This window comes from Sphingobacterium puteale, from assembly GCF_050986225.1.
In the GTDB taxonomy this organism is placed as follows: domain Bacteria; phylum Bacteroidota; class Bacteroidia; order Sphingobacteriales; family Sphingobacteriaceae; genus Sphingobacterium; species Sphingobacterium puteale.
In genome coordinates this window covers 1,240,700-1,255,058 of sequence record NZ_CP158959.1, presented here as the reverse complement: position 1 = coordinate 1,255,058, position 14,359 = coordinate 1,240,700, and the positions used below count along the sequence as shown (strand labels likewise).

14 protein-coding genes and 1 tRNA gene are annotated in these 14,359 nt (G+C 40.3%); 7 read left to right on the top strand and 8 right to left on the bottom strand.

Translation table 11 applies throughout. The annotated features are described in order from the left end of the window. Nucleotides 1-42: 42 nt before the first annotated feature. Nucleotides 43-115, top strand: a tRNA-Lys gene (locus ABTV71_RS05185). Nucleotides 116-197: 82 nt separating this feature from the next. Here ABTV71_RS05185 and ABTV71_RS05180 read toward each other — a convergent pair. Beyond that, nucleotides 198-2,099, bottom strand: a complete 1,902-nt coding sequence (locus ABTV71_RS05180) for an alpha-L-fucosidase (RefSeq protein ID WP_433902415.1) — start codon at nt 2,097-2,099, stop codon at nt 198-200. 216 nt (nt 2,100-2,315) lie between these two features. Between ABTV71_RS05180 and ABTV71_RS05175 the strand changes: the two genes are divergently transcribed. Genes ABTV71_RS05175 through ABTV71_RS05155 form a run of 5 tightly spaced genes read left to right on the top strand, consistent with a single transcriptional unit; the run spans nt 2,316 to nt 4,823 of the window. Next, on the top strand, nt 2,316-2,666 hold the full coding sequence (locus tag ABTV71_RS05175; protein ID WP_433902414.1) for a hypothetical protein: 351 nt from the start codon (nt 2,316-2,318) through the stop codon (nt 2,664-2,666). Nucleotides 2,667-2,693: 27 nt separating this feature from the next. Further along, entirely contained in the window at nt 2,694-3,140 is a 447-nt protein-coding gene (locus ABTV71_RS05170) for an SRPBCC domain-containing protein (RefSeq protein WP_121126494.1), read from the top strand. Nucleotides 3,141-3,154: 14 nt separating this feature from the next. Next, complete coding sequence (locus ABTV71_RS05165; RefSeq protein ID WP_433902413.1) at nt 3,155-3,589, top strand: DUF1801 domain-containing protein; 435 nt, start codon at nt 3,155-3,157, stop codon at nt 3,587-3,589. 4 nt (nt 3,590-3,593) lie between these two features. Then, a complete protein-coding gene (locus ABTV71_RS05160) occupies nt 3,594-4,523 on the top strand; it encodes a DUF1801 domain-containing protein (RefSeq protein WP_433902412.1) in 930 nt (309 codons plus the stop codon). Between the two features lie 27 nt (nt 4,524-4,550). Then, nucleotides 4,551-4,823 carry a VOC family protein gene (locus ABTV71_RS05155; protein ID WP_433902411.1) on the top strand — a complete coding sequence of 91 codons (273 nt, stop codon included), beginning with the start codon at nt 4,551-4,553 and terminating at the stop codon, nt 4,821-4,823. Here ABTV71_RS05155 and ABTV71_RS05150 read toward each other — a convergent pair. Both ABTV71_RS05150 and ABTV71_RS05145 read right to left on the bottom strand, forming a co-directional pair. After that, a complete protein-coding gene (locus tag ABTV71_RS05150) occupies nt 4,820-5,239 on the bottom strand; it encodes a SufE family protein (RefSeq protein WP_108636977.1) in 420 nt (139 codons plus the stop codon). The genes ABTV71_RS05155 and ABTV71_RS05150 overlap by 4 nt on opposite strands. An 11-nt stretch (nt 5,240-5,250) precedes the next feature. Beyond that, the gene (locus ABTV71_RS05145; protein ID WP_433902410.1) at nt 5,251-6,486 is read right to left on the bottom strand and encodes a SufS family cysteine desulfurase; all 1,236 of its coding nucleotides are present in this window, start codon (nt 6,484-6,486) and stop codon (nt 5,251-5,253) included. 209 nt (nt 6,487-6,695) lie between these two features. Between ABTV71_RS05145 and ABTV71_RS05140 the strand changes: the two genes are divergently transcribed. Continuing rightward, entirely contained in the window at nt 6,696-7,691 is a 996-nt protein-coding gene (locus ABTV71_RS05140) for an acyl-ACP desaturase (protein ID WP_121126498.1), read from the top strand. A 554-nt stretch (nt 7,692-8,245) separates the two neighbouring features. Here the strand turns inward: ABTV71_RS05140 and ABTV71_RS05135 are convergent. The 5 genes from ABTV71_RS05135 to prmA form a co-directional block, all read right to left on the bottom strand. Beyond that, nucleotides 8,246-9,775 carry a peptide MFS transporter gene (locus tag ABTV71_RS05135; RefSeq protein WP_433902409.1) on the bottom strand — a complete coding sequence of 510 codons (1,530 nt, stop codon included), beginning with the start codon at nt 9,773-9,775 and terminating at the stop codon, nt 8,246-8,248. Nucleotides 9,776-9,830: 55 nt separating this feature from the next. Next, the gene (locus ABTV71_RS05130; protein WP_433902408.1) at nt 9,831-11,606 is read right to left on the bottom strand and encodes a peptide MFS transporter; all 1,776 of its coding nucleotides are present in this window, start codon (nt 11,604-11,606) and stop codon (nt 9,831-9,833) included. 135 nt (nt 11,607-11,741) lie between these two features. Then, nucleotides 11,742-12,071, bottom strand: a complete 330-nt coding sequence (locus ABTV71_RS05125) for a helix-turn-helix domain-containing protein (protein ID WP_070566095.1) — start codon at nt 12,069-12,071, stop codon at nt 11,742-11,744. Nucleotides 12,072-12,136: 65 nt separating this feature from the next. Continuing rightward, nucleotides 12,137-13,507 carry a Mur ligase domain-containing protein gene (locus ABTV71_RS05120; RefSeq protein WP_121126501.1) on the bottom strand — a complete coding sequence of 457 codons (1,371 nt, stop codon included), beginning with the start codon at nt 13,505-13,507 and terminating at the stop codon, nt 12,137-12,139. Between the two features lie 7 nt (nt 13,508-13,514). Further along, the gene (gene prmA, locus ABTV71_RS05115; protein WP_433902407.1) at nt 13,515-14,354 is read right to left on the bottom strand and encodes a 50S ribosomal protein L11 methyltransferase; all 840 of its coding nucleotides are present in this window, start codon (nt 14,352-14,354) and stop codon (nt 13,515-13,517) included. Nucleotides 14,355-14,359 lie beyond the last annotated feature (5 nt).

Here is a 14,359-nt window from a genome sequence, read left to right as displayed (position 1 = left end):
CACATCTTTTTATACCTTTGCATCACTTTCAAAAACAGAAAGGATTCCGTAGCTCAGCTGGTAGAGCAATACACTTTTAATGTATGGGTCCTGGGTTCGAATCCCAGCGGGATCACAAAAGAAAAGCTAATCACGAGATTAGCTTTTCTTGTTTAAGGGAATTAGGATTCGAACATGGGGCCGGCCGAGTTCCATTTTTAATCATGTGTCAGAACCACCTCCAAAAACTTAACGGCCTCCATCCCAACAATATTTTTTACATGGAGTTCCATTGACTGCTTTCCGGCCGGAATATCTATTTGTCCGAGCATAAGGGAGTTTCCATAGCTGCTTTTAGGCGATGCCGGATCAATGGTGAAGTTGATTTCTTTTCCGGCTATTTTTAAAACCATATCCCCGCCTGTATTTTCCACATCCTTGACATAGCGTACCGCGACTTTAAACCGCGCAGATTTCAACACATTAATATCCCATCCGAGATACTGATTGCTATTTTTCCATCCGGAGACATAGTAACGGTCTCTTTTTCCATCCCCGAATTTCATCGGTTCTCCATATTGTTTTGCGTAAAATGACAATAAACGATTTTCCGCAATTTGCACATCAACGTAAATCAGACCATTAGATTCAGGCGCAACGCTATCCCGCTTTAACTGAACAGCAATAACTTCGTCTGCCCAATCATCTCCTATTTGATCCAATGGAATATGGAGTCCGGCAGTATCTGAAGTATGACCTTTGATCCTTCTCTTTGAAGACAGCAGAGAAATGGATTTAACCGCCATCGTAAGTCCACCTACAGTTAATCTCTCTCCTTTCGGCTTTTTAAAGACATGCAAATACAAAGTGCTGTTTCTTTTTGTGATCACTCCCCATTGTTGACGCGGTAAGGGCGAAAGCATCACATCGACGACACTTTCCTTATTCTTTGCCATCCATGTGGCTATTCCTTCCAAAATAGTCACATCAGCTGCATCAATGCTACCATCGCCTTTCGGGCCAATATTCATTAGGATATTTCCACCCATAGCAGTGGCTTTGGCCAACAATTGGATAAAATGTGCCGCTGGTTTATGATTTTTATCCGTCGAGGAATAGCCGTATGAATCATTCGTCGTGGGAATAGCCTCCCAATAAGCTCCTGCAGGGACGGGATAAAACTCTTCCGGTCGATCAGCAGTATTCAAATAATCACCGTAATTCCGGTCACCTGTACGCGCTAATCGTCCGTTAACAACGATAGCGGGGTCAGTATCCCGGATTGCTTGCAGAATTCTTAAATTCTCGGATAACGGCAGCTTATGCGGTGTATCGAACCAGAGCAAATCGGGATGATATCTATGGATCAGCTCTTTTATTTGCGGAATCGCCTTTTCATCGACGTAGCGTTTTGCTTTAGGCAACCATTCCGGATGACTGTCAAACCAATTTGCTCCTCCCAGCAATTTGTCCCCACCCGGGTTATTATAATCCCAGTCATTTCCCGGTGCATCGGGATGCTCCCAGTCGAATGCATGAGAATAATAAAATCCGAATAACAAACCATGTTTATGGCAAGCTTGTGCCAGTTGCATCAATGGATCCTTTTTTAATGCAGTACTCTTTATCGAATAAACACTAGCATATTGTGATGGATACATGGCAAAGCCATCATGATGTTTCGCGGTGATCATAAAATACTTCATACCGGCATTTTTCGCCAAGATTACCCATTCTTCAGCGTTAAATTTTTCGGGATTAAATCTGGCGGCAGAATCCAGGTATTCCTGACGAGGGATTTGCATGACACGCATAAGATGTTCGGCATACCCTCCTCCTTTTTTCCCCTTCCAGACATTACCATATTGCGAATAAACACCCCAGTGAACAAACATGCCAAAGGTGGCCTTTTTCCATTTTTGAACACGCCGTCTTTGTCCTGTTACAGATTGCTTCCACCAGCCTGTCTCCGCAGCTGATATCGCAAGACTGTCCCTTGCAGTAGGATCATTAAACATCGCTGCTGCTTCATTTCCCCTATTGGCATTTTTAACCTGCCCAACGCCCACCATCACAGCTGCTGAAAGCACTAAAACAAGGCAATACCTAGTATTGATCATAAGTTTCGATATTATAATTGTCTCTTTAAGCCGAACGCAAGCACAGAGAGGCGTATGGTTCAACTGTAATCATGTATACTATTGCCAAAAATAACCTAAAACGAAATGAATAAGGTGTAATTTTTGTTCATTTTAGGGTAATAAGCACATAAGTCAAAAAAGATAAAACCTATCCAGCCCTGCACTGTTTATCTTATATTATAAACTTAAGGACGCATGAGCAATTCTTCAGATTATTGGCATGTTCAAACCGGGTCGAAAGGCAACACCAGTGAAATCTTTATCAAAGTCACCAAAGACGGTCAGTATATTTTACACGGACAAGTACCCTTTCATTTGCAATACATCATTCCGGATCCTCTGGGCCCCAGACCGTCAGACCCTTTGCTGTTGTGGGCAATCGGCCAACAAACCATTTTCGAGATGGTAAACATGCTTCCATGGAATTTCAGCATGGGCTCAATAGGTACGCTCAAAAATTGCATCTTGACATTTACTGTTTCTAAGATGTTGTCTCTTTGGCCTATTTTTATTCCAAGGAGATACAAGCTATCGGTATTTATATAATATTTGTTTAAAATTTATTTTAAAATCATGGAAAAGCTAACTGCAAAAGCAAGCATTCAGATTCAAAAACCCGTCCATGAAGTTTTTGAAGCCATCGTTGATCCGAATAAAATGAACCATTATTTTATTAAGTCCTCAACTGGACGATTAGAGACCGGGAAAACCGTAGAATGGACTTTCCCCGAATTCCCCGACAGTTTTCCAGTAACCGGAAAAACAATTCACCCGGACAGCTATATTTCGTTTGACTGGAGCGGTGGGATCGCCAACCAGCTGGTTGAAATCAACCTGTCTGCCTTTGGGGAAGACGCTACCGTCGTCAAAATTACGGAACATGAAATGAACAACGATCAAGATGGCATTTTGATCATGATGCGACAAACGGAAGGATGGGCAAACTTTCTGGCTTGCATGAAGGCTTATCTCGAATATAATATCAATCTTCGAAAAGGTGCGTTTGATTTTATGTTTTAACAACAATTAGGGCAATGGCGGTAAACAAAACTTCCTATACAGAAAAGGATGTAAATGACTTTATTCAAGAAATATCGGACGTGCAAAAAAGAGAAGACAGTATCCGGCTTATCCATCTGATGCATTCCGTCTCAAATGAAGCCCCAAAGATGTTTGGCGGATCCATCATTGGCTTTGGGCAGTATCATTATATATACGCGAACGGACACGAAGGTTATGCGCCTTTGATAGGCTTCAGCCCGCGAAAAGCTGCGATCTCGCTTTATGTGTATACCGGACTTGACGAACATAGACTACTGGTGGAAAAATTGGGTAAATTCAAACAGGGAAAAGCCTGTATTTATATTAAAAAACTAACTGATATCAATACGGATCATCTGACCACATTAATGCAGGAGACTATCCAATTTTTATCAACAAAATACACAAGGATCAAGGATCAGGAATAATAGTATGACAAGCAGCATTTCAACAATCGACGCGTATATAAACCAATTTGAGGGGGATAAGAAAGCATATCTCATCCAGATCTACAAACTTATTGCCGGGATGGTCCCCACCGCGGCCACAGAAACCATTTCCTACCAGATGCCTACCTTTCGATTGAATGGCAATCTGATTCATTTTGCCATGAATAAGCAGCATCTCGGAATATACCCGGGGCCGGACGCCATTGAACATTTCGCTCCCCGGCTCAAAGCTTTCAAAACAACAAAAGGCGCCATTCAGATTCCCATAGACCAACCCATACCCGAAAAAATCATTCTGGATATTGTTGCCTTCAATATCGAAAAATTCAGAGATAAGCAAGGTCCCAACTGGCATAAAAACCGTGGGAATTGGCTGCAAGCAGAAGAAATGATGCAACAGATCGTGTTAAAAACCACACTGAAAAAAGAATTCAAATGGGGAAGTTACGTTTATACACACAAAGGAAAGAATGTTATCGGATGGGGCGGTTTCAAAAACTTTTTCTCCCTCTGGTTCTATAACGGCGTATTTTTAGAAGATAAGGAAAATGTTCTGATCAGTGCTTCAGAAGGAAAAACCAAAGCACTTCGCCAATGGCGTTTTAAGGATGTGAATGAGATGGATAGTGCCAAAATTGAAGCATACATCCAAGAATCTATTCAAACTGTTGACGAAGGAAAAGAAATTAAACCGGTTAAAAAAGAAGTTATCCCTCCATCCGGTCTGTTACAGGAAGCGCTTCGTTCAGATAAGGTATTTCATGAGCATTTCAATGCCTTAACTCCCGGAAAACAAAAAGAATATATCCAATATATTAGCGAGGCTAAACAGGAAAAAACTAAATTATCCCGCCTGGAAAAAATCAGGCCGATGATTATTGCCAATAAAGGATTAAATGATAAATATAAATAATGAATTTCAACCAAAAAATATACGCATATGGGAAATTCTATTATACCGTCGATCTGGTTTGATCAAAATGCGAAAGAGGCTTTTGATCTATACTGTCAGACCGTTTCAAACAGCCGTGTAACCGGCAACTCCCCGATCGTTGTCGAGACTTCCGGAGCCGGAGAAGCGCTGATGAAGATGAAAAAAAATCATTATAAAAGATTTAACGGGATAAACTTATCAGCCAATGGCCAAGCGCTTATGCTTATAATGTGTATAAAAAAAGGGGATAACGATCATCCCCTTTTCTGTATCAGCTAAGCATTGACCTGCAATGCCAGTGCATATAATTTCATTTGTTTGATCATCGACAATAAACCGTTAGCACGGGTCGGCGACAAATGCTCTTTTAACCCTATTTCATCAACGAAATACAGGTCTGCATCAACAATTTCTTTTGCCGTATGTCCAGACAGTACTTTGACCATCAGACTAACCAGACCTTTGGTGATAATTGCATCACTATCAGCCGTGAAATACACTTTTCCGTCTTTGACCTCAGGATACAGCCATACCTTGGACTGGCAGCCTTTAATAATATATTCTTCTGTCTTATATTGCTCATCAATTAAAGGAACCTCTTTCCCAAGCTGAATGATGTACTCATATTTTTCCATCCAATCGGTAAAGAAAGCAAAATCCTCAATTAATTCATTTTGTATTTCATTAATTGTCATAACCATTTTTATTACACCAACATATTGACAGCACGCTGAATGCCTGCCACCAAGATATCTATTTCTTCTTTTGTATTGTAAAGTGCCAATGAAGCCCGAATTGTGCCCGGAATACCAAAACGGTCCATTACAGGCTGTGCACAGTGGTGACCGGTTCGCACCGCTATTCCCAATTTATCCAAAATTACACCTACATCATAGGGGTGCGTACCTTCGATAATGAATGAAATGACGGAGCATTTTTGGTCTGCGGTGCCGATAAATTTCATTCCAGGAATCTGGGACAATTTTTCCAAGGTATAGTCCAACAGCTCGTGCTCATAAGCTTCGATATTCTTTAAGCCGATTGAATTGATATAGTCAATAGCTTCGTTTAAACAGATTCCAGCTTCGATATTCGGTGTTCCAGCTTCAAATTTAAAAGGCAATTCATTATAAGTTGTCTTTTCAAAAGTCACCTCTTTGATCATATCACCGCCACCCTGATAAGGAGGCATCGCATTCAATAACTCTTCCTTACCATACAACACACCGACACCTGTCGGCCCGTACATTTTATGTCCAGAAAACGCCAAAAAATCAACATCAAGATCCTGCACATCCACCTGAATATGCTGAACAGCTTGTGCCGCGTCAACCAGGACAACCACTCCCTTGCCATGTGCGATCGAGATCATCTCCTTCACCGGGTTGATCGTTCCCAATGCATTGGAAACGTAGGTTACTGCAACTAGCTTGGTCCTTTCATTGAATAAATTTTGGTAAGCTTCCATATCAAGCTCCCCCTTGTCATTCATAGGGATAACACGGATTTTACATCCTTTCTCATCGCAGAGCATCTGCCAGGGAACAATATTGGAATGGTGTTCCATCGCAGAAATGATGATCTCATCTCCTGCATGTATAAATGCCCTTCCATAACAAGTTGCTACCAGATTGATGCTGTCAGTCGTACCCTTGGTAATGATCACTTGTTTATCTTCGGGGGCATTGATAAAAGATTGAAGCTTTTTACGGGTAACCTCAAAAGCATCCGTTGATATCTGGCTCAGGTAGTGAACACCTCGGTGTACATTACTGTTCATATCCGTATAATAATGTGCAATGGCATCTATTACCGCCTTGGGCTTTTGTGTCGTCGCACCATTATCCAGATAAACCAGAGGTTTGCCATTCACCTCTCTTTTTAGAATAGGAAAATCTGCCCGTATTTTATCTATGTTATATGTTTCCAAAGTCGTCTCCATAATTTATACAAAGTTAATAGTATTTTATCGAATACGGGCTGAGCAATCTGTTTTTTATGTCATTATCAATTGCCCAAGCCGGCTGTCCCCCGCAATATAACGTGGCTCAATCCGGTTAAAGAAGCTCCTTTTATCCCCTTTTACCATTTTAAACAATTCTCTCATGCTTTTATAATTTATTGACGCTATTTATTTACCTTTGTAATGATATGCAAGAATTACCTCTAAATTTACCAGAAGGCTCACGTAAAGAAGTGATGGCCTACTTGGAGCCTTTCATGTTAAATGAAATGAGCGAATACCTGAAGCCTGTAGAAGAAATGTGGCAACCCGCTGATTTCCTTCCAGACGCTTCAAGGGATACGTTTTTTGAGGAAATAAGAGATTTACAGGAAAGTGCCAAAGAACTTTCGTATGACTTGGTCGCGGTATTAATTGGCGATACAATTACCGAAGAAGCGCTTCCGACCTACGAATCGTGGTTGACTATGGTCGAGGATGTCGATAAAAATGAACAAGGTGGATGGATGAAATGGGTTCGTGCCTGGACTGCCGAAGAAAACCGCCACGGGGATCTATTGAATAAATATCTTTACTTATCCGGAAGAATAGATATGCGTCAGTTTGAGATGTCCACACAATATCTGATACAAGATGGTTTTGATATTGGGACTGGTGCTGATCCTTACCGTAACTTTATCTATACCTCATTCCAGGAACTTGCCACCAACGTATCCCACCGTCGGGTATCGGGACTTTCCAAAAAAAGTGGCGATAAGCTTCTAGCGAAGATGTGTGGTGTCATTGCATCGGATGAAGCACGTCACGCCAAGGCCTATATGTCTTTCATATCAAAAGCCCTGACTGTAGACCCTAGCGAAGTGATGATAGCTTTTGAAGATATGATGCGTAAGAAAATCGTTATGCCGGCACAGTTTTTAAGAGAAGCAGGCGAACCTCAGGGTGACGCCTTTGCCCATTTTTCAGATGCTGCACAGCGATTAGGCGTATATACCGCTTTAGATTATGTTGATATCTTGAAAGAACTTAATAATGAGTGGAAGATTGATCAAGTTTCAGGACTGAATGATCAGGGAGAAAAAGCAAGAGACTATCTCCTCAAATTACCGGATCGTCTTGCAAGATTAGCAGATCGCATGAAGGTTCCCGAAAAAGAATATAAATTCAAATGGATATATGGATAAACAAAAAAGCCTGGTTATTTCTAATCAGGCTTTTTTGTTTACTCCTTGCCTCCTTAATTTCTGCGGCAGTCTTATTCTTATACCTCGGGCCTTATATATACGTTAGGAAAATGGGAAATCTTAGCACAAGAATTACTAGACTTCTCCAAATGTCCGCAGTGCTTTGAAATTTTTATTTACACATAACACCTACGCCATTATACAACAAAATATAAATAATAAAATTTATTACATGTAAATATGTTACAAATAAGCCGATAAACACACACATACATTAATTCCCCTGAACAGAGTCCGAGTATCCCCCATGATTCGACTATCTTTCGACTATACTTCGGGACATATTTGGCCCACCTCCGCCCCTGAGAGCAGGTAAGAGAGAGCTGTCAATGCTTTACTCGCGTGGTGAATCCGTGTTATACTCGGACTCACCACGGACTCACCACGCTCTCATCACTGTAACACCCCGAAGCTGATACGACTATATCCCGAAGCAGATACGAAACAGACACGAATCACTATCGTAGGAATAGCGGACTTTAAATAGTCAGAAATTATTTCACATTTCCCATGAGCTTCCGCACAACAGGCGACAATGCGATGAGCACCACACCTGCGATTAACGAATACAAGCCCAATTGCTTATAACTTTCGGTGTAGGTCACTAAGTTATCCGTCAGCGAACTTCCTTCTTTTGCTTCAGCCATACCCGCACCGATCAAGCCCGCCACATATTGTCCATAAGCACTCGCCAAAAACCACATTCCCATCATAATACCCTGTAACCTTGCCGGAGACAGTTTCGTCATAATGGACAGTCCAATTGGCGAAAGACAGAGCTCCCCGACGGTAATCACTAATAGGGCAAGTGTAAAGATATCCAATGAGGTCATCCCATCATGGGCAAAAAGACGTGTAGCAAAAAGCACATAGTATCCTAGCCCTAGGAAAACAAAGCCCAATCCAAACTTGATAATGGTATTCGGTTCAAGTTTACGTTTTCCCAACCAGATCCAGAATAGTCCAAATAATGGTGCTAAGGCGATAATAAATAATGCACCCCCAGAATTATTGACACCGTTTGGATCAAGTGTCACGGCCCCGAATAAAGAGTCATTCAGGTGCTTGGCAGCAAAGATGCTCAATGAACCACCACTCTGTTCATATATCCCCCAAAAGATAATGGAAAACAAAATAAATACCAGTGCAGCAATTAATTTCTTACGTTCCTCCTTGGTCACTTGTGACATTTCATAAAACAGGTATAAAAGTGTTAATGGGCCAATAGTATACATAAAGTAGTCCGTATATTGGGTTTTCGACACCATGATCTGAATTACAGGTATAAAGATCAAGGTCAGCGCGTATACCGCATATTCAACCCATTTTGGCAAGGCTTTCGTCTTTACGATAGCATCTGGGTGCCCGGGTTGAAGCCCGATAGGTCCAAGGTGTCTTTTGGTAAAGTGAAAATTAATCAAACTTGCCAGCATCCCGATTGCAGCTAAACCAAAGGCAACATTCCAACGGTGAGGTTCGGAGATAACCGAGCTCAACATATACCCTTTACCGATAGCGACACAAACATAGCCTCCTAAAAATGCACCTAGATTGATCCCGGCATAAAACAGCGAGAAACCACCATCACGACGGCTATCTCCATCACGATAGAGTTCTCCCACCATCGTAGAGATATTCGGTTTAAAAAATCCGGTACCAATAATAATAAATGAGAGACCAAAAAAGAAATATTGATGTGGATCTGCCGCCAGGAAAAGACTCCCTACAATCATTAGTATACCGCCCCAGAACAATGATTTTCTAAAACCCAAAATCTTGTCAGCGAAAAGACCACCAATAAATGTAAAAGCATAGACAAATGCCTGAGTAGCTCCATACTGTAAATTAGCCTCTTTCTCTGCAAAATTCAGTTGTGTGATCATAAAAAACACCAACATGCCCCGCATGCCATAAAAACAAAACCGCTCCCACATTTCTGAGAAAAATAGGCTCCAGATTTGCCGTGGGTACTTGCCCTTAAAATTTTGAATCTCCTCTAATGACTCGTGTTTACTCGCCTCCATACTGTATTTATATTAATCAAAAAAGCTTCTTTCGCAAAAGAAGCTTATATAGTTATTATTTAATTCCGTGCATCAATCTTTTGATCAAAGGATTGAACAGCATGACAAGCAATCCGGCCAAAGCTGGAATCGCTGTAAATAAAAAGAAAAAGTGACTCAACGAATATTCTTGTTGAATTGTTTCCACCTGTCCGCCCAATACCGCTGCAACCTTTTGTGCAATAGCGATCGCTAGATACCAGATACCGAACATAAAAGCCAACATCCGTGCTGGAACCAATTTAGAAACATAAGACAAACCCACTGGTGAAATAAACAATTCACCCAAAGTATGGAATAGGTAAGTCAGGACAAGAAATACCATGGAGATTTTTACTCCAGGAGCTATCCCCCATGATCCCAATCCGATAATCAGGAATCCGATGGCAACCAGAATCAGACCAAATCCATATTTAAATGCTGCCGAAGGATTATATTTCGATTCCCAGATCTTGGAAACTGTGGACGCTAATGCAATAATAAAAAAGGAGTTAAGAATTGAGAACCAAGAGACTTTGATTTCTGAAGCCTCTTTGTTAAACTCCTGATAAAGCATCCAGATTGCTGCACCCCAGATCAGTCCAAAACAGACAAATAAAACGATATTGGATATTGCGATCTTGTTCCAAGTAACCCTAGCCAATTTAATTAAGACCCAACTGATAATTGACAGCGGTACAATGGTTAATAAACCATTGACCACATTAAATGTCATCAATGCAGTGCCTGTAAGCGCTCTGTCGATATTATCTCTTGCGACAATAACCAGTGAAGTTGCGCCCTGTTCAAAGCTCATGAAAAAGAAAATAAGAAAAAATGCCAAAAGCACCACGGCAAACATCCTGTCCCGAACAGTCTTGTCATAACGCAAAATCCGGGAAACGATCAAATAAATAAACAAGATCAATGCAATAATGACCATGATATATTGGCCTCTCAAAAAGGAAGTATCCAGCCTCTCGAAAACATCAATAATGTCATTTTTCGACAATGGGTCATTAAAAGCATATAAAAAACCTATAATGGATACGATAGCGATCAGCACATAATCTCTTAATGTAAACGGATTTTTGGTATCCGTATCGCTAACCTTGGCTTCTTTCTTTTCACCGGTCACAGACTTGTCCAAAATACCGAGGTTGCCCATGAGCGGTTTTGCGAAAACAAACTGAAGTGTACCTAAGAGCATAAAAATACCGGCTAATCCAAAACCCCAATGCCATCCATACGTTTCAGCGATATAACCGCAGAGCATCATCCCAAAGAAAGCGCCCGCATTAACCCCCATATAGAATATGGTATATGCGCCATCCTTCTTTTCAGGAAGGTCTTTATACATCTCACCAAGGATTGAAGGCATATTCGGCTTGAAAAAGCCCGTTCCGATAACCAGACAGATCAACCCCAAGAAAAACATAATGGCGGTATCAAAAGCCATTGCGGCATGCCCTAAAGTCATAATCGCCGAACCTATAATAACGGCTTTCCGGGATCCGATATATTTATCAGCAATGATTCCTCCGAGGATCGGTGTCAAATAAAGCATCATGGCATAAGTCCCATACAATGCGCCTGCCTGTTGAGCAGTCCATGCCCAGCCAGAGAATGGACTCCCTTGGATAACCGCAGCAGTTAAAAATTGCATCAATAGGACCCGCATTCCATAGAACGAGAATCGTTCCCACATTTCTGTAAAGAAAAGTACAAACAGCCCTGAGCGCTGCCCTAGTACATTTGATTTAAAAAAATCATTCGACGGGCTTGTAGTGATTTCCCCGTTTAGTCTCCCCATAAGTAATCAACCTTTATTTTTATAAAATACTTACAAAGAAACAAAAACAAAATCACTTTTGACCAAAATAAAGTTGCATAAACAAAAAAAGGTAACCCTTTTGGATTACCTTTTCAGTAACATTTTTAATATGCCCTATCTTTTGTGCAATTGTTCGTAAAGATCAATGACCTTTTTTTGAAGTTCGATAACTTCGCCATCGCGTTGTTGCAACTTTTGCGTTAACGCATTGACCTCATTAACATACTCTTTATCCTCTTCTGAATCAGAAGTAGATAATAGTTGGACAACTGTCAAATTGAATAATTTTGAGATCTGATTCAGGCGAGACAGATTCACATCTGTAATTCCTGTTTCAATTTTTGAAAATGCCGGGATTGAGATATCCAATCGCTTTGCAACATCCTCTTGACTCCACCCTTTTTGGTGTCTAAGTAATCTAATTTTTTTTCCTAATGCATTCATCTGGTAGATATTTTAAACAAAAATAGCAAATAAAAATTAATTTACATTAAATTATAATTTTTTCTTTAAAAATCCCTAAAAAAACGATCGGCAAGAACGGACAGATTAACCCCGTTATAATTATTTAAACTCATAAGTAGTAAATTATAACCTCTGGATTTTACTCCATCTAAAAAAGAATACAAGCCATCCAAACTCACAACAACCTCTAAATCAGTATTATTAAAACTCTTCTTGATATTCTCAGGAACACTTTCAATATTTTTGTTCATTTCCTTACAGGAGTTGATATTCACGTAGACAACAGAGAGATCCGACTCACGCATGGAGTCAGCATATTGTAACAAAAAGCTTGAATCCAAACTATCATACGAGTTTAATTCGATAATTGTGACCAATTTCTGATTAGGAAATTGTTCTTTTACGGCGTGAATACTTGATTTAACCTTATCTGCATTACAAGCATAATCCTGGTAAACCACAGATCCCTCAGAACTGGCTACAAATTCCAGATAGCGGATGGAGGTATTGAAACTCTTAATCGCGTCAAAGAACTCTTTCTTTTTAATACCAAGCCATTCACATACTGTATAGGCGCCGGCAATGTTAGACAGATTATGCTTTCCGAATATTTGTAAAGGGACATCTCCATCTGCTGTATTCAGATAAGTAACCCCCTTGTTAATGGTATAATCAGGTATTTTATAACCATGTCTATTGATCTTACAGTCTTTGGTGTCCTGTAAAACACCCTGAAGGACAGCATCTTCTTTATTATAGATCAGCGTACCTTTAGGGGGTATGGAGTCAATAAAATCTTCAAACTGTTTAATATATTCCTCTTTGGATATTTTGGAATTAAATTCATTCCATACAATACCCGAAATTAAGGCAATATTGGGCTTATAATACAAAAATTTGGACTTAGGATCAATTTTGGACGAAACATATTCATCTCCCTCGATAATAATAATCTTATTATTTTTTGTAATATCTACTAATTTATCAAAGCCTCTCAACTGAGCCCCTACTAAATAGTCAAAATCTTTACCTAAGAATCGCATCACATGCATGACCATGCTCGTGATCGTTGTCTTCCCATAGCTACCTGCGATAACTACACGGATCTTATCCTGCGAGAGTTCTTGTATAAACTCAGGAAAAGAATAGATCTTTAAACCTAGTTCCTGTGCTTTTTTTAATTCGGGATTATTTGCTTCCGCATGTGCTCCCAAAATAACAGCATCAATATCATCCGTCACCTTGTCGGAAAACCATCCCAATTGATCTGGCAATAATCCAGCTTCGATAAGATGGGAACGGGAAGGTTCCACAATCTGATCATCAGATCCAGTAATCTGATGCCCTTGTTTTGCCAATGAAATGGCAAGGTTATGCATCACACTACCACCTATCGCTATAAAATGAATACGCATCGCTCTATTACCGTTTCACAAACTTGGCTGCACACCAATTATTTAAAACTTTTTTGGAGATAAATTCAAACCCCAAAGACTCAGCGGCATCAAGCAACATCGCCAAATCTTCCTGTTCATAAAATCCACTTAAGTACAACTCTCCATTTTTATTGATACTTAATGCATACTGCGGCAACTGCTCCAGCAGGATATTTCGATTAATATTTGCTAATATCGTATCGAAAAGACGATCTTTTAACACCTCAAAGGAACCACATATAGCCTCTATGTTGCCAACTTGATTAAGCCCGTTATTTTCAGCGACACTTTCTACGCAGATTTCGTCATAGTCCACTGCCAATACGGCCTTAGCACCTTTTTTTGACGCCAGAATCGCCAGGATACCTGTACCACAGCCCATATCCAATACGTGCTTGCCTTCAAAATCATTTTCCAGGATATATTGAAGCATCATTGATGTAGTCTGATGGTGCCCTGTTCCAAAAGACATTTTAGGATCTATGATGATTTCATAAGGGAAATCAGGTTTTGACTCATGAAATGTAGCCCGCACATAACACTGTCCACCGACTTCTATGGGATTAAAGTTACTTTCCCAAAGTCTATTCCAGTTCTGGTTTTCTATTTCCTGAACCTTATAGTCCACTTCAAGTCCAGCATTAAGATTTAGCATTAACGTTTCTAATGCTTGCAAATCAAGGTTTGCAGCCGGTATATAGGCTGCAAATCCGAATTCGGTATCTTCAAAAGTATCAAAACCAATGTCTGCCAAATCAGATACCAATAGATCCTTTTGCCACTCCTCCCCTGATAGCATTTGAAAGATAACCTCTGTGTATTTCATTTCTA

Excerpts from the sequence above, each read along its gene's own strand:
- ABTV71_RS05170 (WP_121126494.1), top strand. The coding sequence starts at position 2,694 with ATGGAAAAGCTAACTGCAAAAGCAAGCATTCAGATTCAAAAACCCGTC.
- ABTV71_RS05145 (WP_433902410.1), bottom strand. The coding sequence starts at position 6,486 with ATGGAGACGACTTTGGAAACATATAACATAGATAAAATACGGGCAGAT.
- ABTV71_RS05175 (WP_433902414.1), top strand. The coding sequence starts at position 2,316 with ATGAGCAATTCTTCAGATTATTGGCATGTTCAAACCGGGTCGAAAGGC.
- ABTV71_RS05160 (WP_433902412.1), top strand. The coding sequence starts at position 3,594 with ATGACAAGCAGCATTTCAACAATCGACGCGTATATAAACCAATTTGAG.
- prmA (WP_433902407.1), bottom strand. The coding sequence starts at position 14,354 with ATGAAATACACAGAGGTTATCTTTCAAATGCTATCAGGGGAGGAGTGG.
- ABTV71_RS05125 (WP_070566095.1), bottom strand. The coding sequence starts at position 12,071 with ATGAATGCATTAGGAAAAAAAATTAGATTACTTAGACACCAAAAAGGG.
- ABTV71_RS05135 (WP_433902409.1), bottom strand. The coding sequence starts at position 9,775 with ATGGAGGCGAGTAAACACGAGTCATTAGAGGAGATTCAAAATTTTAAG.
- ABTV71_RS05120 (WP_121126501.1), bottom strand. The coding sequence starts at position 13,507 with ATGCGTATTCATTTTATAGCGATAGGTGGTAGTGTGATGCATAACCTT.
- ABTV71_RS05165 (WP_433902413.1), top strand. The coding sequence starts at position 3,155 with ATGGCGGTAAACAAAACTTCCTATACAGAAAAGGATGTAAATGACTTT.
- ABTV71_RS05180 (WP_433902415.1), bottom strand. The coding sequence starts at position 2,099 with ATGATCAATACTAGGTATTGCCTTGTTTTAGTGCTTTCAGCAGCTGTG.
- ABTV71_RS05130 (WP_433902408.1), bottom strand. The coding sequence starts at position 11,606 with ATGGGGAGACTAAACGGGGAAATCACTACAAGCCCGTCGAATGATTTT.
- ABTV71_RS05140 (WP_121126498.1), top strand. The coding sequence starts at position 6,696 with ATGCAAGAATTACCTCTAAATTTACCAGAAGGCTCACGTAAAGAAGTG.
- ABTV71_RS05150 (WP_108636977.1), bottom strand. The coding sequence starts at position 5,239 with ATGACAATTAATGAAATACAAAATGAATTAATTGAGGATTTTGCTTTC.
- ABTV71_RS05155 (WP_433902411.1), top strand. The coding sequence starts at position 4,551 with ATGGGAAATTCTATTATACCGTCGATCTGGTTTGATCAAAATGCGAAA.